Origin of the sequence: Lysinibacillus sp. 1 U-2021, from assembly GCF_029916965.1 — a bacterium.
Taxonomy (GTDB): Bacteria; Bacillota; Bacilli; order Bacillales_A; family Planococcaceae; genus Lysinibacillus; species Lysinibacillus capsici.
Map to the genome: position 1 here is coordinate 2704298 of NZ_CP123966.1, position 19435 is coordinate 2723732.

The window sequence follows — 19435 nt, forward strand, 5'->3', positions numbered from 1 at the left end:
GTGATATTGTGAACTCTAAAATATTTTCAATTTTATTTAATAAGAATGAAACCATAAAAAAACCTTCTTTATTTATAAACTTACCTAAAAATCTTGTTCCAATCGGATTGATTAATTTTTGTGCGAGGTTAGGCTTAGAGTCAAATGAAATAGATTTTGATTTATTTCAAGCGTCTAATCAGCAGTACTCAATGGAATTTTTACAACATAGTAGTACATTTATTTCACAGAATGGGTCTATCTTTACACTCTATTATGAGACTGAGTCTTCGCTGTCAACGTTGTTAAGTACGATAGCAAGTGAAGGAGTGGCCGAAACCCATACGGATATTCCATCCTCTTATTATGAAAGTTTAAGTCATCTGTGGTCAGCCTATGGAACTGGTGAGAAGGACGAGGCACATCCACAACAGCATTTAAGTGTGAAAATTAATTTACAACAAGAAATAATGTCAAACGCCATTATAAAAGAAGTTTGCTATCTTGCATTACGTTTAGGACTGTATGCTACCTCTGTTTCTTTACCAGTTGTTACAGAAGAACATCGACATTTCACGATTGATATCAAGCAAGGAACTGCAAATTTAATGGAGTTAAGTTCTAGAAACGTTATTCAAATTTGTGGTACAAAAGATTGCTTACCGACTGTCCTACATTCCATAGCAAAAGAAAAGCATGTGTCTGAAGGTGGCTTATTTGGTGTTTGGGAGCTAAACGAAAAACAAGTGAATATAGCAGATTTATTGTATGAAACAACATGGGAAGATGAATCGGAAGCATCGTATATTTTAAATGCTTTGCAAGATGAACCAAATAAAATGCTTGATGCTGAAATCTATCTTACAGCTTCTAAAAAAAATCGAGATGAATATAGTGTAGATTTGTATAAGAAATTTTCAAATTTAAAAACAATTACAGTTCGCTCTGCATTTAAAACAGGGTTATACTGGATATTAGAGGAAGTACTTCCATCTATTTCGGGTCATTTTGAACAAGTAAAAATAATATGTAAAGATGGGGTTAATAAAAATGGGTTAGAACAACATAATCGCTGGATTATGGAACTTTACCCTGTGGATGAATTGATTGAAATGCAATATGGTATACCGAAAGAACATGTACAATTTGAGCTTTCAAGCACACAGCAGCACATCTATAGTGTCTATGTTGATGATCTATTAATTGCTGAATTAAATCCGCTGATTAGTGAATTGGATTATGTTGATGGTCAGAGAAAAGTCTATCCAACTACAGCTGGATATAGGTTATTTGAAGATGGAAAACTGGTTCAAGAAAATGCAATATTGTCAGATCGCGAGCGTTTCTATAAAACGTATATCAATGAGTTACTTCCTCAGATAGTAGGAGAATTAAATATTGATGTAACAAATCGTGATCAAGGACAATTGTTCCCTTTATTTGATCGCATCGAAATTGACTTTACTTCATCTGGAATTGAAGAAGAACTAAACGTGAAGCAAGAAGCAAACTCGTCCTTTGAAGCGTTATACGAAGACCTTTATTTTAACACGCTTGATTATTTTAATGAGCTCGGTCGCCGATTAGTTAATCAACCTTATCAAGCTCCTGGTGGTATTATTCCCTTTATTCATATAGAGGAAAATATTTATAAGCCTATTAAAAGTGTAATACGCGCATACAAATGGCATGAAAAAACCAATTTAGTTCCAGTTACAAAAAGAATTTTATTTAACCAAGAGGGGCAATTTGAAACAGTAGAAATGTATTTAGGTAATTATCTGAAAGTAATGGAAATGAATGATAATTTAAAATACAATATTAAAAATGTTTATCAACTATCCACTCGGTATCAAAATTATTCTGAGGTCAAACTAAATTATGGGGATATATCTTACAAAGGGAATGTCATTCCATTTTTTGAAGTAACTGAGCCTATTACTAGTGACTTTTATTCAGGACTTAAAAAATCGGATGAAAAGCATACGATTGTCTTTGAAGCTGGCCATCATCCAAACGAAGTATCTAGTACACCTGCAATATTAGAGCTTATGGAAGATATTATTTGTCACCATCCTGAAATCTTAAAAAAGATTAATATAATCATTATTCCGCTATCAAATCCAGATGGTTATGAAATAATGGAGAGCTTGACAAAAGAACATCCAAAATGGAAACATCATGCTGCAAGATTTAATGCGGTAGGTTTAGAGTTTGCCTATGTCAAATTCCAAGAAAGTGTATTTGGTGAAGCAAATGTTTTACCACTCATCTTAAAAAAATGGGCACCTGATATAGTGATTGATGATCATGGTATCCCTGCTCGTGAATGGGTTCAACCATTCGCAGGATATGCATGTCCACCTATTTTCCCTGTTTCTTACACGCTTCCAAGTGCCAAGATCTACGGAATTGGTCGTTATGCGGATTATGATACGAGGGAAGTCCAGGCTACAAATCTAGAACAAGTAGCTGAAAAAGTGAATATGATTTTTGAGGGTACAATATTTGCCCAAGAAAATACTTATTGGCGTGAACGCTACTATAAATATGGCACAAAGTGGGATCCGCAAAAGTACCCCATTGAAGAAATGGGAAATATAAATTTTTATCGAAGTATGGAAGTTACGCCAACATACGCATCTGTAAGTATATTACGCTACCCGCAGTGGGTGGCTTTAGATATCATTTCTGAAGTGTCTGATGAAATTGTTTACGATGAAGAATTAACTTCTTGTATTGAAGCACATAAATTATTTAATCAAGCTATTATTGAAGCAGCACTTTCTACTAAAGTAACTAAAATTAAACAATTTGGACGCTACTTTAAAAAACGTCCGATAGAAATCAGGTGACAAATATGACAAAAATATTAGTAACAGGGTTTGAGCCATTTCTTGATTATAAAATAAATCCAACAATGCAAATTGTGGAAGCATTAAATGGAAAGAAGATAGATCGCTATGATATCGTCGGACGAATTCTATCTGTAGATTTTCAGCAATCAGCGGAGCAATTAAAACAACATATAGAAGAAGTGAAACCACAAATCATCATTTCATTAGGGTTAGCAGGAGGTCGTTTTAAAGTAACACCAGAGCGCATTGCCATTAATGTGAAGGACGGAGAGCCTGATAATAATGGCTATACACCAGTTGATGAGCGTATCTATGAGGAGGGGGCAGATGCTTATCTAACAAACTTACCGATTCGCAGTATGGTAAATCGTTTGCAGGCTGAAGGATATCCAGCGGAAATCTCCAATACAGCGGGTACATACTTGTGTAATAACATTATGTATGAGGGGCTTGCTTATGCACAGCAACATAAAGGGGTTCGTGCAGGCTTTATTCATATTCCAGCATCATTTGAGCTGGCCATCCAACATGGCAAAATTCCCGGCTGGAGTATTAGAGATTTAGTAGCTGCGGTACAGCTTTGTATTGAGGAGACGGCACGTGCAACCAATCATTGATTTTCCGCATTCAATGTGGATTAGTCAACATACTATTCGTTTTGCATTCAAAGAGGAAATCTCCCACTCAAACTTTCATGCGGTCCAAACGTTTAATCGTTTTCTGAAACTGCAGCTACGACATAACCTAGTTGAAAGTGTTGCAAGCTACCATACAGTAACAGCTTATATTAAACAAAAAATAGATGTTGAACATTTAGAAATGCAGTGGCTTGAGATGCAAGCCTCCACAACAATTGATAAAGGAACGAATCGATTTTTAAAAATACCCGTCTGCTATGATGAGGAATTTGCCTTAGATTCAAAGCGCGTCATGAAATTCACAGGTTTACCTTTTGAGGACATTAAAACATTGCATATGTCCAAAAGCTATTATGTGTATTTAATCGGCTTTTTACCTGGCTTTCCTTACTTAGGCGAGCTTGATTCTAAATTATTTGTGCCACGCTTACAGAAACCAAGGGCATCTGTATCGGCAAGCTCTGTTGGGGTTGGGGGTGGACAAACAGGAATCTATCCTGTCGATTCACCTGGTGGCTGGAATATTATAGGGAAAACACCTTTGGATTTATTTGATGTTCATGGCAAAGAGCCATTTTTATTTGAACTTGGTGATGAAGTTCAGTTTTATGAAATAACCAAACAGCAATTTTGGGAAATGAAAAGCAAAGGAGTGTAGCGTTTGAAGCCACTTCTGATCGTAACAAAACAAGGGGTTTATGGTAGCTTACAAGACAAAGGAAGGTACGGCTATCGGGCATTTGGTATTCCGTTATCTGGTCCAATGGATCATCGATCGTTTAATGCAGCTCAAAGAATCTTACATCATCACCATGATCAAACGTCTTTTGAAATGTTTGTTGGTGGTTTTGAATTTGAGGCGCTTGCTGATGGTGTCTATGTATTAACAGGGGGGCATAGTACATGCTTGGTTAATCATGTACCAATCGAAATGTGGAAAACATTCCATTTAACGAGGGGAGATAGATTATCTATCAAGGGTGTCCATCAAGGCTCTATTGTTTACTTAACTCCATTAGGAGGTTTTCATACAACCGATGAGCTTGGTAGCCAATCTTGCCTCCCCCTTGGCAATTTGGGAACACGGATTACAAAAGGAAGTATTTTGTATGGGCAGGTATCATCGTCTTTAAAATATAATAGAGGGCTATATCCATCCTATCGTCCACATTTTGACAGTTCTATTACGGTTCGATTGTTTAAAGGACCACACTTTCATTTATTTACAAAAAAGAGTCAGCAACAATTTTTACAAAATCCTTTTCAATTTATCGGCGGCAATCGTATGGGCTACTACATAAAAGGACCTGCCTTACAACTTCAGGAAATGAAGGATATTCTGTCAGAAGCTACACAGTTCGGAACAATCCAAGTGCCGCAAAGTGGTGATCCCATTATCCTAATGGCTGATGCTCAAACAGTAGGAGGCTATCCTATTATTGCAACAGTTCATGAAGAAGATTTACATAAAGTAGCGCAAATGCGTATGTTTAACACAATTCACTTTGTACTGGAGGAAACATGATGTCAATTGATATCAATTGTGATCTAGGTGAAAGCTTAGATGCTTTTATCACGGGTAAGGATGAAGAATTATTAGACTATGTAACTTCCATCAACATTGCATGCGGCTATCATGCGGGTCATCATTCAATTATGCATCAAATTGTACGCAGCGCCATTCGTAAAAACGTTCACATTGGTGCGCATCCAGGCTATCCAGATCGAGAGGGGTTTGGTCGCCGTAACATGGAATGTAGCCCAGGTGAAATTTACGATATGATGGTTTATCAAATTGGTGCCTTACAAGCATTTGTGCAGATTGAAAATGGTACGCTTCATCATGTTAAACCACATGGCGCACTTTATAATCAATGCGCGAACGACCGTGAAAAAGCGTTGGCTGTAGTCCATGCAGTGTATGATTTTAATCCACACCTTATTTTATATGCCTTATCTGGTAGCCTCATCGTAGAGATTGCTAGAGACATAGGGCTTCAAGTATATGAGGAGGTTTTTTCGGATCGACGCTATAACGATAATGGCACATTAGTGAACAGACAGGAACCAAATGCCTTAATACAATCGGAAGAAGAAATGCTAGTGCATGTAAAAGGTATTTTGACTGCTAATGAAGTGTTGTCGGTCGAGTCCCAAAAAATTAAAGTTGCGGTGCAAACCTTATGTATTCACGGAGATGGCCCACGTGCGATAGATTACGCCAAAAAAATTGCAGGTCTCAGAAAGCAATTACAATAAAATGGATGCCCTAAACAAGGCATCCATTTTATTTAGATTGTTGTCACTAGCTCCACAGCTTCGAGCACAATTGGCGTACCAGCAGAAAGTGTACCTGTGACAGTATTAAACGTTATTTCAGTTGTAGAAACTGTATAGGCACCACCCTCCTGAAGAACACCATTGATATATAAGTTATAGTAACCATTTGCGACTTCTGGGAATGCTGTTGCGGCTGTACCGCTATCATTTAAAAACGTTGTTGCAGCGACTGTTGTGCCATCTGCAATGACAAGGGGTGCAGCTAAGACGTTAAAAAACCTTGTAGAACTACCTGTTACATTGACGTGAATATTAATAATGGAAAGTGCCACCCAATTCACCTCCTTTCATTTCCTTTATTTCGTTGTAAAGCCTAGCGATTCAATAATAATGGGTGTTCCTCTATACAATGTCGCATTATAAGGTACGATTGTCAGGGAGGCTGGCGTTACCGAATAAATACCGCCTTCCTGCATTACTGCATTAATATAAAGGTTAACGTAACCATTAGGTGAAAAAATTGTAAACTCAGTAACAGAATTTGCTTCATCATTCCAAAAGAGATTGGCTGGAAGAGTTGCCCCATTCGATAGATCAAGATCAGCTGTAACGATATAAAAATATCGCTGGATCGTTGGTATAATCATACCTTCAGGGACTACTTCAGGAGGAACCATGGGTATTCCGTTTGTTGCTTTTATACGGGGCCAGATAAATCGATCCTCACAGTTACATGAACAATATTTTTCAATGATTTGATGAGACTTAGGATTTATCATATGGCATCACACTCCCTTCATAAAAAATATAACTTTGCCCCGAATATGCTTACTATAAAATATGAAGTAAATATAAAAAGAACTAGTTGACCATCTATCATTTGGCATAGATTTTTTGTATAAACATGTTTTTGTAAGGATGGAAACGTTGGCATATATGCTTTAAATTAGTGTTATACTTTGCTAGTTGAATAAGGTAGAATACTAATTATGAATAATTAATGAAAAAGGGGTTACTGGTTTCATGAAAGATTTTGAACAACAATTGGAGGGGCTATTAAAGCAAGCCTCTTTGCAATACATAATTTATCAGCATAATGGTGATACAGAGCGTATGGATAAAACATCACTTTTTGCTCGAAAAATTCAGCAAAAAGAGTATGTGATTGGCTTTGCAGGCCATTTCTCTGCAGGGAAGTCCAGTATGATTAATGCGCTGTCTGGTGAAAATCTACTGGCATCTAGTCCAATTCCAACAAGTGCGAACATCGTCAAAGTTCATAAATCAGAGGAAGACTATGCAATTGTTTATATGCACAATGAAAAGCCCGTAAAATTTGAGGCTGGCTATGATTTTAAAACAGTAAAAGAGCTAAGTAAAAATGGGGATTTAGTGTCACAGATTGAGATTGGACACAGTGCCTCTACATTACCACTAGGTGTTACTGTAATGGATACGCCAGGGGTAGACTCCACAGATGATGCACACCGCATGTCAACGGAATCAGCATTACATATTGCCGATATCGTATTTTATACAATGGACTACAACCATGTGCAGTCGGAATTAAATTTCCAATTCACAAAGCAATTAATGAAATATAATCCAAATGTTTATTTAATTGTCAATATGATTGATAAGCATAAGGATAATGAATTGAGCTTTGAAGAATTTAAAGCAACTGTTCATCAGTCCTTTGCAGCATGGGGTGTTGTACCGAAGGGTGTTTTCTTTACATCATTAAGAGAGCCAGAGCATCCACATAATGATTTTGAGGCAGTAAAGAAAATCGTGATGGACAGTATGAATGACTGGCAGGAGCAGCTTGTCCAAACAGCTACGAATACATTGCGTTTATTGCAAAGCGAGCATGACAATTATTTAATGGAAGAAAGACAGGATCGTTTAGCCATTGATGAAGAAATTTTAAGTGCGGATGACTGGGCACACCATCAAGATATATTAGAGCAATACAATAAATTAAATCGTCAGGTTGAATTATTTTCAGTAGAAGCTTGGAACGAAACGTTTGAGGAGCAACGTAAGGAGTTGCTCGCGAATGCTGCAATTATGCCAGCTGATTTACGCGATCACTTACGCCTTTATTTAGAAAGCATGCAGGAAGGCTTTAAAGTTGGAGGGCTCTTTACTGCAAAGAAAAAAACAGAGGAAGAGCGAAACAGACGTAAAGAAAATGCGTATAGTGCCTATCAAAATGTGGTCCATGCACAAATCACGGGGCATTTAAAAGGTCTTATGAAAAAGGTATTGAAGGACGTTGGTGCATTAAATGAGGAACGTGCCGCTGCTATTGATGCCTATGAATTTGACTTACCTTTTTCATTGATTGAGCAGCAAGTTCAAACAGGCGCTATTTTAACAGGTGATGCTGTGTTAAACTTCGCTAACCGTATCGCAGAAGCAACAAAGCGCTACTTTATTCAGGAGACAGATAGTTGGAAAAATGCGCAAGCGACAACTCTTGAAGCTGTAGCAACAGAAACTGCCGCACCATCAAAATTAAAAATGGCGGGTATGCAGGACAAAGTAGATGCCATTAATGCGGTCCTTGAAATTGAAGGCTATCAGCAATATAGTGCAAGCACTATGCATCAAGCGAGCAATGAAATTCGTAAAGTTGCCAATCAACAGCTTACAAATTGGGAACAATCATTTAAGCAAGATTTAGCAGAAATTCGTCTATTTGACGAGTCCATGCTGCAGCCAAAAGAGCAAATCATCCAACAAGAGGAAGCTCAGCAAGCTACTACTGCAACGATTCTACCAATCGATGGTGTGATTAACCGTGCACTTCATACTGCTAATGCAGTCAAAGAGGTGCAAGGCTTTGCCGAAGTAGCCCAATACCTTGAAAATAAAGTAGAACGACTACAGAAAAAAGATTTTACCATTGCATTGTTTGGCGCATTTAGTGCTGGTAAATCTTCCTTTTCAAACGCTTTAATGGGAGCCAAGGTGTTACCTGTTTCACCAAATCCAACAACTGCGGCCATCAATAAAATTCGTCCAGTTACACCTGAGCACCCACATGAAACAGCAGATGTACAGCTTAAAACTGCGGAACAAATGCTAGAGGATATTCAAGGCTCCTATGCGGCGATTGGTTTGTCTGTATCGACATTGGAGGAAGCCTATAATCGTGCTGATGAAGGGCTTGGAGTTCAGTTAACGGACGAACGCTTAAATGTTCATAAATCATTTATTCGTGCCTATAAAGAAGGCTACCCAACCTTTAAGTCTGAATTTGGTTCTATCCTCCGCGTAGACCGTGAGGAGTTTGAAAAATTTGTAGCACAAGAAAATAAATCTTGCTTTGTTGACAATATCGACTTCTATTATGATAGTCCATTAACACGTATGGGCGTGACACTTGTTGACACGCCAGGAGCGGACTCTATTAATGCCCGCCATACAGGTGTAGCATTTGAATATATTCGTAATGCTGATGCCATCCTATTTATTACGTACTATAACCATGCCTTTGCCAAAGCTGACCGCGAGTTTTTAATTCAGCTTGGTCGTGTGAAGGATGCATTTGAGCTTGATAAAATGTTCTTTATTGTCAATGCAATTGATTTGGCAACAACGGATGAAGAACAGGAAGATGTAAAAGGCTATGTACGCTCAGAGTTACAACGCTTTGGCATTCGCTTCCCAAGACTATATGGGGTATCTAGTCTTTTAGCGTTGAAGGAAAAGGTAGAAGGTGCCGATTTAACATCAGGGATGCCACCGTTTGAAAGCGACTTCCATACATTCTTAAATGATGAATTGAGTGCATTAGCCGTTCAAGCTCTTGTAGAGGAAGTTGATAAAACAGAGCAACGTTTGGCGGATTTAATTGCCCAAACAGAGGAAAACTTAAAACGTAAAGATGAGCGACTAGAGGAATTAACAACACTTGAACAACATATTCAATCGAAGTACAGTGTACTGAATACGAGCATGTTAGAGAGTGAAACAAAGCAGGAGCTTGATGAGCTACTCTATTATGTTCTTCAGCGTGTTTATTATCGTTACCCTGAGTTCTTTAAGGAAGGCTACAATCCTTCTACCTTTGCTGCAATGCCAGCGCAACAAGCATTGGAGCATGCATTAAAAGAAGTAATGCAAAGCTTGCGTTTTGATTTTACTCAAGAAATGCGTGTAACAAACTTCCGTTTATCGCAGTTCATTAGCAAAAAGATGCAACAACGTTTTAAAGATGAAGTACGCGAATTGAAAGAGTTAAATCGAAGCTTCTCATTCCTAGCCTTTGAATCTTCTGAGCCAAATTTATTGGATTTTGAAGGACCGTTTGCGGATATTTCCAAATATGCTAGCGTAAAATCTCATTTCCGCAATCAAAAAGCTTTCTTTGAAAAGAATGAAAAAGTGAAGCTGAGTGAGGCACTAGAAGCTATCACAAAACCAGATGCACAAGATTATTTAGATGCACAGAAAGTTTCCCTCATGACATGGGCGATTACGTTTATAGCAGAGGAAGCCGAAAAATTACGTTACTATATTTATCATCAAGCGCTTGAACAAATTGACACAGAAAGATTAGCCTTACAAGAAGAGAGCCGTTTAGCTTCTTGGAAAGCGATTTACGCACAATTACAATACGCATGAGGTGATTCTAATGGGAAAAGTATTCAAATCAGTGGATGAAATTCAGTTTGATGGCGTCCGTTTTATCGATGCTCGTTTCGATCTTCAGGACAAAGAGGCTGGCAAAAAAGCATTCGAGGAAGGTCATGCTACTGGTGCTATCTATATTGATTTAGAACAGCAGTTATCGGATATGGACAGCAAAGAAGGTCGTCATCCAATGCCAAGCAAAGAAAAATTGGCATCCGTTTTTCAAGAACTAGGATTACGGTATGAAGATCAGATTGTAGTTTATGACCAAGGAGCAGCTCCATTTGCCCCACGCGCCTGGTGGATGCTAACATATGCTGGTTTCCCAAATGTAGTGATTGTCAACGGAGGTGCCCCTGCGCTTGAGGCGAAAATTCCTTTTACCAAGGATATTATTAAATATCCCCCAACCATCATTGAGTTTGATTGGAAAGATGAGCTTTACGCACCACGCCAAGCCGTAAAAGCCATTGTGGATGGAGAGGTGAAAGCCACTTTACTCGATGCGCGTGCTGCTGCAAGGTATAGAGGGGAAGTAGAGCCATTGGATAAAGTAGCTGGCCATATCCCAACTGCGAAAAACTTTGACTGGGAGCAATTGAAGTCAAATGGTCAACTAAAGGCAAACGATGCATTACGTCAAAAAGTTGCAGCTGATGAACCGGTTGTGGTTTACTGTGGCAGCGGCGTAACCGCCTCTCCACTTTATGCTGTGTTAGCAGATGAAGGCTATGACAACATCCAATTATATGTAGGTAGCTTCAGTGATTGGATTACAGAATATGACGTGGAAAAAGGCACAAACGAATAAAAAGAAACGCTCACTTCGGTGGGCGTTTTTTTATAGTGCGGTGGATAGAGCGTAAAGTAGAGGTTAGAATTTAATGTAGCGGATAACCTGTTCAAAGTGGCGGATAAGAAAGAAAAAGTGGAGGATAGAACGTTCAAAGTGACGGATAGAATTTAATGTAGCGGATAACCTGTTCAAAGTGGCGGATAAGAAAGAAAAAGTGGAGGATAGAACGTTCAAAGTGACGGATAAAATTTAATGTAGCGGATAACCTCTTCAGATTGGCGGATACGGAAGAAAAAGTGGAGGATAGAACGTTCAAAGTGACGGATAGAATTTAATGTAGCGGATAACCTCTTCAAAGTGGCGGATAAAAATGAAAAAGTGGAGGATAGAACGTTCAAATGACGGATAAAATTTAATGTAGCGGATAACCTCTTCAGATTGGCGGATAAGAAAGAAAAAGTGGAGGATAAAACGTTCAAAGTGACGGATAAAATTTAATGTAGCGGATAACCTCTTCAGATTGGCGGATACGGAAGAAAAAGTGGAGGATAGAACGTTCAAAGTGACGGATAAAATTTAATGTAGCGGATAACCTGTTCAAAGTGACGGATAAAAATGAAAAAGTGAAGGATAGCCCTTTTAAAGTAGGAGATAGAATTTTATACTTGATCAAAAAATCCATCAAAGTGGAGAGAGCATAGCATGCTCAGGTAGTAATACATAAAATGAGGAAATTTCTGTTTTGCAAAGCTAAATTGCATAGTTTAAAAGTCTAATAGAAAAAGGGGGGGAGCGGGTGGTGGCTCAGGTATTGCAGCTTAAATTAGGGACGACGAAAATCATTTTGTATCGTGCATTAAAAAAATTAAAGCAGGCACTGAAACAGGAGGGGCAAGGGTGAACGATCTAAAAAAGCAGATGGATCAAATAGACATTCCAGAATCGTTACATCAGCGTAGTCTACAAGGTATTGAACAAGCAACAAAAGAGCAGCATAAGCCTTTGCACGGGGTACCTAAAGTCTTGACTGTTGCTGTAACACTTGCAACGGGTGGATTTGTGGCATTCATGGTAGGGAAGCAACACTTTGATAATGATCGGGCTAGTGCGTTAATGTCACAATTAGATCATTTATCTTCGCCAATGTACTGGATTTTGGCTATTTTGTGCGTATGCATCATACTATACATCTCTAGGAAAAAGCTTAAAGTTGGCGTTGACCAGAAAAAGACGATTGGTGTTGCCGTAGTTTTAATTTTACTGATCGGTAACAGTACGATTTTTTTACAACATCAATTCATAAAACCGATAGTGGTTCCTACTGTAATTGAAGTTACAGATAGCTTACAGAATGCTTTAGAGATACGCTATATTACAAACAAAGATGACCATCGATATGTGAAATATTTGCAGGCAGAAGATGTGCAATTACCAATAGTATATGATCAAACAGAGCAAGCAAATCTAGTCAATGGCTTTTATTACCCATTGGATACTTCTCAAGATTTACGCTATCAAAATATTCGTTTAGCTTTTTTTCAGCTTGATATAAACACGATGAAAAAAGTGATGGCAAGTAAAACTATTTATCTTGTATTAAATGACGAGGTGAAATTACCTGCCCCAATTCATTTTACGAGGGAAACCTTCATTGATGAAAATCAGATCATGAATAATAGCTATAGTCAGTCACAAAATGATTCGGAACAAATCATATCATTTACCCTTCAGCAGGATGCAGTTTTTGATGCATTTTATGTTCCAGCTACATTAGAGGATAAAATACTGTTGAAAGAATGGCGATTAAACGATCAGCGCTACACAGCAAGTGATTTTCCTTTTTCAGTGACGAAAGGTCAACGCTTGGAGCTGACTATTCAATTGAAGGAAGCCCCCTTAGATATCAATACGTCCATAGGCTTTAGTGGCCCCGATGGTTATTTAACTAAAAGAGTATATTCGCAAGCGTATTTTACGTCGAATTTGGTGAAAAAGGTGCGTGAAAACAATGAGTGAATCTAAACAACAGGTAAAACTTTTACAATGGTTTGCAGTGGCGCTCTTCTTTCAATTTATCTATTTAAATGTTTTTAAATACGCTAATCTTCTACAAGATATCCTTGTTTATGGGGCCTATTTAAAAAGTCTTTCGTTCTATAAAGAAAAAACACCTATCAGCAAATATATGGCTTGCGCTATGATTCTTGCCTTGATGAGTACTTTCTTTTCTTCACATCTTCTCTTCTATTGGAGTACGGTTTTAATTCAAGGAATTAAATTGCTGATCATAATGGAATTTGGAAAAATTTTATTAAGCATTGAACAAAAACACGATATACAGGGTTCCACTACAAGAGTGATGAAAAAATATATAGCGATTGCCTTTGCTGTCATTATAAGTTGGACGCTGTTAATGAATGTTACAAGTGATTGGCAGATGGGATTATTGTTCCTAGGCGCATTGCTTTTATTGGCAGTAAATATACGGTTATTTGTTCATGTGTTAGCACTTCGAAAACATGTAAAAAATAAATCCTTTGTTGTTACCTACTTACAAAAATGACTCACCATTCATTTTATGCTACACTTTTTGTACAAGGGGCAAAGGGGGAGCAGGATGTTTAAACGGGAGAAAAGTATCGAGATTCAGCAGCATCGCGGTGTACAATGTGCGCATGGGAAAGTTGCGGTGCAGGGGATTGGTATGAGTGTGTACAGCTTTTTTGTGGATGGGCTACTGATTGATACGGGTTCCTACTCACTGTCGCAGGAATTTCAATCCTTTTTTAAGGATATACCGATAGAGCAATTGGCACTAACACATTCACATGAGGATCATGCAGGAAATGCAGCGTGGATTCAACACCATAAGAATGTACCTATTTATATTCATCGTGATTCAGTCGATCTTTGTGCTGAGGATGGAGACTATCCATTCTATCGTCAGGCATTGTGGGGGGAACGACCAGCATTTGTTGCCCAACCATTAGGTCAAACATTACAAACGAATGCAGCAACGTGGGATGTTATTGAAACACCTGGGCATACTACAGATCATCTCTCTTTTTACAATCGGGAAACAGGCGCTATGTTTACAGGTGATTTGTTTATCCAACCCAAGACAAAGGTTGTGCTTGATGAAGAAAATATTGTCCATACCTTGGCGTCTTTGAGGAAAATAGTAAACTATGATTTCGATGTCGTCTATTGCTGTCATGCAGGCTTTATAGAGGATGGTCGAACGAAAATACAAGAAAAAATTGCTTATTTGGAAAACATGCAAGGAAAAGTGAAACAATTATTTATGCAAGGTTATTCTGTTGAAGAAATCACCAAAACAATTTTTCCTCGTGACTATCCGATTACAAAAGTTTCGGGAGAGCAATGGTCTTCCAAGCATATCATCACGGCCTTTATGAATCATTTTACCGAAGAGTCCTTTATATAGGGCTCTTTTTTTGCTTGTTAAGATTTTCACAAATACTTTGATCTATATAATAAAAAACTTTGTGAAAAAATGTGAATAAATTGTGACGAAGTCAATGAAGACAATGGATACGCTTACAAAAGTTTGTGAAAAAATTCTCATTTACATAAGAAAAATACTATGTGAAAAGTTGAACAGGCTAAATGGCTCTATGTGTACACTTTTTAATGTGTCAACAATCACATTAATTATCTTAAAAAAATTGTTTGTGAAATGTTTAATTTGACAGAAAAATGTAATGAAAGTCATTAAACCTTGAATTTTTGAAGTTTAAAATAAATTGACAGAAAATTCGTTGACTATATTTTCACAAAGTATTATGATTCTGAAATATAATAAAAAACCAAAGGGAAAAGGATGGGATGGAATGGACGTAATGAAAAAGGCATTAGAAATGCATGCACACTATAGTGGGAAATTAGAGGTGAGCTCAAAGGTACCTGTACAAGATTCCTATGATCTTAGCTTGGCTTATTCACCGGGGGTAGCAGCGCCATGCGTGGAGATTGAAAAAAATCCTTCGCTTGTGTACGACTATACAATGAAGGGTAATATGGTAGCAGTTGTGTCGGATGGGACAGCAGTTTTAGGATTGGGAGATATTGGTCCGAAAGCGGCATTACCTGTAATGGAAGGGAAGGCGATTTTACTAAAGCGTTTTGCCAATGTTGATGCTTTTCCAATATGCTTAGATACAAAAAATACGGATGAAATCGTCAGCATTGTGAAGGCGCTTGCCCCGACATTTGGTGCGGTAAACTTAGAGGATATTTCAGCACCAAGATGCTTTGAAATTGAAGATCGCCTACGTCAAGAATGTGATATTCCAGTTTTTCATGATGATCAACATGGAACAGCGATTGTTGTAGGAGCAGCGATGATTAATGCCAATCGTATTGTGAAAAAGGATGTTGCAACGATGAAAGTTGTGATTAACGGTGCTGGTGCTGCAGGCATTGCAATCTTGCGTATACTTGTACAAATGGGCTATAAGAATATTTATATGTGCGATACAAAAGGTATTATTTATGAGGGTCGTACAGAGGGGATGAACCCGATTAAAGAAGCGGTTGCTCATTTGACGAATCCAGAGAAGCAACATGGTACACTAGAGGATGCACTAACAGGTGCAGATGTCTTTATTGGCGTTTCTGTAGCTAATCTATTGACAGAGGCACATATTGCGTCCATGAATGAAAATCCAGTTGTCTTTGCCTTAGCCAATCCAAATCCAGAGATCACGTATGAAAATGCCAAAGCATGGGGTGTACGTGTTATGGGAACGGGCCGTTCAGATTATCCAAATCAAATTAATAATGTTCTCGCATTCCCTGGTATTTTCCGGGGAGCTTTAGATGTGCGTGCTACGGATATTAATGAGTCGATGAAGCTAGCTGCTGTAGAAGCCATTGCCTCCCTTGTAAGTGATAAGGAACTAAAGGAAGAATATATTGTTCCTAAGTCGTTAGACGAACGCGTAGTGGCCATCGTCTCACGCGCAGTAAGTGGGGCAGCTGTAGAATCTGGCGTATCTGAGCTATTCCAGCAAAGTACCGCACTATCTGTCTAATAAAATAAAACAAGCAGATAGAAAAAAGTTACAGGCTTTTTCTCTATCTGCTTTTTTAGCTGTGTCGAGTTAACAAAGGCTTTATCTCAAGTTTTTAGACCATGCCAACACCAATAATTCCAATGAGTATGACAAAGAAAAGAACAAATAATACGATGAAGATAATAATGGCTGGAATAAAGATGGTGAAGAAAGCCATCCAGTTCGAAATTTGGTGTGCTTCAGCGACTACACCTACAGAAATAACAAATGACCAAATCGTCACAATGATGCTTACTAAAATAGTTGGCCAAAAAATCCACGGTAATGAACCCATAAAATTAGGATCCAATAATGAATCGGGTGAAGTCATTAACCAAATAATATAAAGTGGAACCAGCACAATATATGGGATTGCTGTTAAGCTTAACCCCTTAAATAAGTCCGAGTAAGTCCCAGTACCTTTAAATAATTTCCCGAATAGCCATGAGATGAGTGCAGAAATAGCTGTGCCGATCACACCTGCGATCGGAGCAAAAATGACACATAATAGGACTAAAAGCCATGGAGAAAAATCAGGAAGAAATTCTGAATCAATTAATCCAGACATAAGGGAGCCAATATAACCAATAGACAAAACCAAAATTGCAAAGCCGATAGATTTTTCATTAATCATATAACGAGTTGTTTGCTTTGGATGCATCCAAACCGATAAAAATGGATTTAGTTTTGACCTTTCTTCTTTCGATGTCTCATTCAAATTTTCCATCAAACTACCTCCAAAATAATAGAATAATTGCTTGTTACATATAGTTAATATACGAGTGAAGTAAAGAAAAGTTTCATGGAAAATAAAAATAAGCCCACACATAAAAAAAGAGTCGTAAATGCCGACTCTTTTAAGGTTGTTTCTATTATTCAGCTAACATAATTTTCTCAAGTTCTAATGGTTCAATATATTGCTCACCTTTGTAAGCACGCATATTACCGCCTGAAATTTCATCGATTAATAAAATTTCATTCGTTTTCGCATCGCGGCCGAATTCTAATTTAATGTCATAAAGCGTTAAGCCTTTTTTAGCAAGCTCTCCCGCTACAAATTTGGAGATTTCAATTGTACGTTGTTTCAAAATGGCGTATTCTTCATGAGTTAACAGGTTTAACATCGCTAAAGCATCTTCGGAAATCGGAGGATCTAAACGATCATCATCTTTGATTGTCACTTCTACAAAAGAGTCTAAATCTTGTCCTTCTTTTACATAGGCACCATAGCGGCGCAGGAATGAACCAACGGCCTTAAAGCGGCAAATCACTTCTAAGCCATTACCGAAAACAGTTGCTGGTTTTACTGTCATTGTTGCATCTTCGAAGTTAGCATCAACGAAATGAGTAGGAACTCCTTGTTCGTTTAATTTTGAATAAAAATAAGAAGTTAAACGTAAACCAGCCAAGCCAGCCCCATCAATTGTTAAACCAACAGTATTTGCACCTGGATCAAACACGCCGTTTTCTCCTGTAACATCGTCTTTAAATTTTAATAAATAATGACCATCTTCTAATTTGAACACATTTTTTGTTTTACCTGTATACAATAATTCCACAAAAAACCCTCCAATATTTTTCATAGTACTCTAAAATTATAACACGAATGTTTTAAATATTTAACGCTAAAAATGTTCGTTTAAAACGTTTATTTTTATGTTTTATAATGGGATTGTAAATAAAAAATAAGGTGATAACGAATGTTCGTTACCACCTTGGTTGAGATTAAGAATATTCCGAAATCAAATCCTAGGAAACATTGAAAATAGAATGTTATTAATAAACGCCTTCAGTAAGCATTCCATCTGCTACTTTGATAAAGCCAGCAATGTTTGCACCAACTACTAGGTTACCTGGGAAGCCATATTTTTCTGCTGCTGCTTTGCTGTCTGTATAAATATTTTTCATAATTTGATGAAGTTTCGCATCTACTTCTTCAAATGACCAAAATACGCGGCTAGAGTCTTGTGCCATTTCAAGAGCAGATACCGCAACTCCACCAGCATTCGCTGCTTTTGCAGGACCAAATAATACGCCTGCCTCTAGGAATTCATTGATTGCTTCAAGATCTGATGGCATATTAGCACCTTCACCGATGGCTTTCACACCATTCGAAATTAATGTACGAGCTGACTCACCGTTAATTTCATTTTGCGTAGCACATGGTAGAGCAATATCACAAGGAATCGTCCAAATTCCTGTACAACCTTCTGTAAAAGTAGCATTTGGTCGATAATTAACGTAAGTTGAGATACGGTCACCTTTTACTTCTTTAATTTCTTTAATGGCATCTAAATCTAAGCCCTCTGGGTCGTAGATATAGCCTGAAGAGTCTGAGCAAGCAACCACTTTAGCCCCATACTGTTGCGCTTTTTCAATCGCATACGTAGATACATTACCAGATCCAGAAACAACGACTGTTTTTCCTTCGAATGAGTCATTTGCATCCTTCAGCATTTCGTTCACAAAGTAAACAGTACCGTAACCAGTTGCTTCTTTACGTGCTAAAGAGCCACCATAGCCTGGAGTCTTACCAGTTAATACACCTGATTCATTTGCTTTTGTTAAACGCTTATATTGGCCCCATAAATAACCTACTTCACGAGCACCTACGCCAATATCACCAGCAGGAACATCGACATCTGGACCAATATGACGGTATAATTCAGTCATGAATGCTTGGCAGAAACGCATAATTTCTGAATCTGATTTACCTTTTGGATCGAAGTTTGAACCACCTTTACCACCACCGATAGGTTGCCCTGTTAAAGCGTTTTTAAAGATTTGCTCAAAGCCTAGGAACTTAATGATGGATTCGTTTACAGAAGGGTGGAAGCGAAGACCGCCTTTATATGGGCCCATGACATTGCTATATTGTACACGATAGCCACGATTCACTTGGACTTGATTGTTATCATCTTGCCATGCTACACGGAAAGAAATAATACGATCTGGCTCCACAATACGGGATAAAATATTGGCCTTAATATATTCAGGATGTTGTGCGAATACAGGTACTAATGAGATGAAAATTTCTTCAGCTGCTTGTAAAAATTCCGCTTGATGACTATTCTGTTGTTTAAGTTGCTCAAATACGCCATCTACGTATTCTTTTGCTAATTGTTCATTGCTAACAGTTGTAATTGTCATAAATAAAACCCC

The 19435-nt window shown here is 37.9% G+C and carries 16 protein-coding genes; 11 read left to right on the forward strand and 5 right to left on the reverse strand.

The window, feature by feature from the left end:
* Positions 1-8: 8 nt before the first annotated feature.
* From QH639_RS13940 to QH639_RS13960, 5 genes are read left to right on the forward strand one after another with little or no spacing between them, the layout of a single operon-like run.
* Positions 9-2834: a M14 family metallopeptidase gene (locus QH639_RS13940; RefSeq protein WP_131519741.1), complete on the forward strand. Its 2826-nt coding sequence runs from the start codon at positions 9-11 to the stop codon at positions 2832-2834.
* A gap of 5 nt (positions 2835-2839) precedes the next feature.
* Entirely contained in the window at positions 2840-3454 is a 615-nt protein-coding gene (pcp, locus tag QH639_RS13945; protein ID WP_131519742.1) for a pyroglutamyl-peptidase I, read from the forward strand.
* Positions 3438-4133, forward strand: a complete 696-nt coding sequence (gene pxpB / locus QH639_RS13950) for a 5-oxoprolinase subunit PxpB (protein WP_131519743.1) — start codon at positions 3438-3440, stop codon at positions 4131-4133. Before pcp ends, pxpB begins: the two co-directional genes overlap by 17 nt.
* A gap of 3 nt (positions 4134-4136) precedes the next feature.
* A complete protein-coding gene (locus tag QH639_RS13955; RefSeq protein WP_066037688.1) occupies positions 4137-5000 on the forward strand; it encodes a 5-oxoprolinase subunit C family protein in 864 nt (287 codons plus the stop codon).
* Positions 5000-5734 (forward strand): 5-oxoprolinase subunit PxpA, encoded by a 735-nt coding sequence (locus tag QH639_RS13960; protein WP_131519744.1) that lies wholly within the window; start codon positions 5000-5002, stop codon positions 5732-5734. Before QH639_RS13955 ends, QH639_RS13960 begins: the two co-directional genes overlap by 1 nt.
* A 32-nt stretch (positions 5735-5766) precedes the next feature.
* On the opposite strand, the gene QH639_RS13965 is transcribed toward QH639_RS13960, so the two are convergent.
* Together QH639_RS13965 and QH639_RS13970 are read right to left on the reverse strand one after the other, a co-directional pair.
* Positions 5767-6087, reverse strand: coding sequence for a DUF4183 domain-containing protein (locus QH639_RS13965; RefSeq protein WP_048390025.1), 321 nt, complete (start codon positions 6085-6087; stop codon positions 5767-5769).
* 24 nt (positions 6088-6111) lie between these two features.
* Positions 6112-6534 carry a DUF4183 domain-containing protein gene (locus QH639_RS13970; protein WP_066037690.1) on the reverse strand — a complete coding sequence of 141 codons (423 nt, stop codon included), beginning with the start codon at positions 6532-6534 and terminating at the stop codon, positions 6112-6114.
* A 244-nt stretch (positions 6535-6778) separates the two neighbouring features.
* Here QH639_RS13970 and QH639_RS13975 point away from each other — a divergent pair, with 244 nt between their 5' ends.
* From QH639_RS13975 to QH639_RS14000, 6 genes are all read left to right on the forward strand, one after another.
* The gene (locus QH639_RS13975) at positions 6779-10390 is read left to right on the forward strand and encodes a dynamin family protein (protein WP_281114686.1); all 3612 of its coding nucleotides are present in this window, start codon (positions 6779-6781) and stop codon (positions 10388-10390) included.
* Between the two features lie 10 nt (positions 10391-10400).
* Entirely contained in the window at positions 10401-11210 is an 810-nt protein-coding gene (locus tag QH639_RS13980) for a sulfurtransferase (RefSeq protein WP_281114687.1), read from the forward strand.
* Positions 11211-12092: 882 nt separating this feature from the next.
* Positions 12093-13211, forward strand: coding sequence for a hypothetical protein (locus tag QH639_RS13985; RefSeq protein WP_281114688.1), 1119 nt, complete (start codon positions 12093-12095; stop codon positions 13209-13211).
* Positions 13204-13758, forward strand: coding sequence for a hypothetical protein (locus QH639_RS13990; RefSeq protein WP_131519747.1), 555 nt, complete (start codon positions 13204-13206; stop codon positions 13756-13758). The genes QH639_RS13985 and QH639_RS13990 overlap by 8 nt, the downstream gene beginning before the upstream one ends.
* A 54-nt stretch (positions 13759-13812) precedes the next feature.
* On the forward strand, positions 13813-14643 hold the full coding sequence (locus QH639_RS13995; RefSeq protein ID WP_131519748.1) for an MBL fold metallo-hydrolase: 831 nt from the start codon (positions 13813-13815) through the stop codon (positions 14641-14643).
* A 406-nt stretch (positions 14644-15049) separates the two neighbouring features.
* On the forward strand, positions 15050-16252 hold the full coding sequence (locus QH639_RS14000; RefSeq protein ID WP_004269353.1) for an NAD(P)-dependent malic enzyme: 1203 nt from the start codon (positions 15050-15052) through the stop codon (positions 16250-16252).
* 94 nt (positions 16253-16346) lie between these two features.
* On the opposite strand, the gene QH639_RS14005 is transcribed toward QH639_RS14000, so the two are convergent.
* The 3 genes from QH639_RS14005 to gdhA form a co-directional block, all read right to left on the reverse strand.
* Entirely contained in the window at positions 16347-17000 is a 654-nt protein-coding gene (locus QH639_RS14005) for a Yip1 family protein (protein ID WP_016995151.1), read from the reverse strand.
* Between the two features lie 145 nt (positions 17001-17145).
* Positions 17146-17832 (reverse strand): phosphoribosylaminoimidazolesuccinocarboxamide synthase, encoded by a 687-nt coding sequence (locus tag QH639_RS14010; RefSeq protein WP_131519749.1) that lies wholly within the window; start codon positions 17830-17832, stop codon positions 17146-17148.
* A 217-nt stretch (positions 17833-18049) separates the two neighbouring features.
* Positions 18050-19423, reverse strand: coding sequence for an NADP-specific glutamate dehydrogenase (gdhA, locus tag QH639_RS14015; RefSeq protein WP_004269356.1), 1374 nt, complete (start codon positions 19421-19423; stop codon positions 18050-18052).
* Positions 19424-19435: the final 12 nt, after the last annotated feature.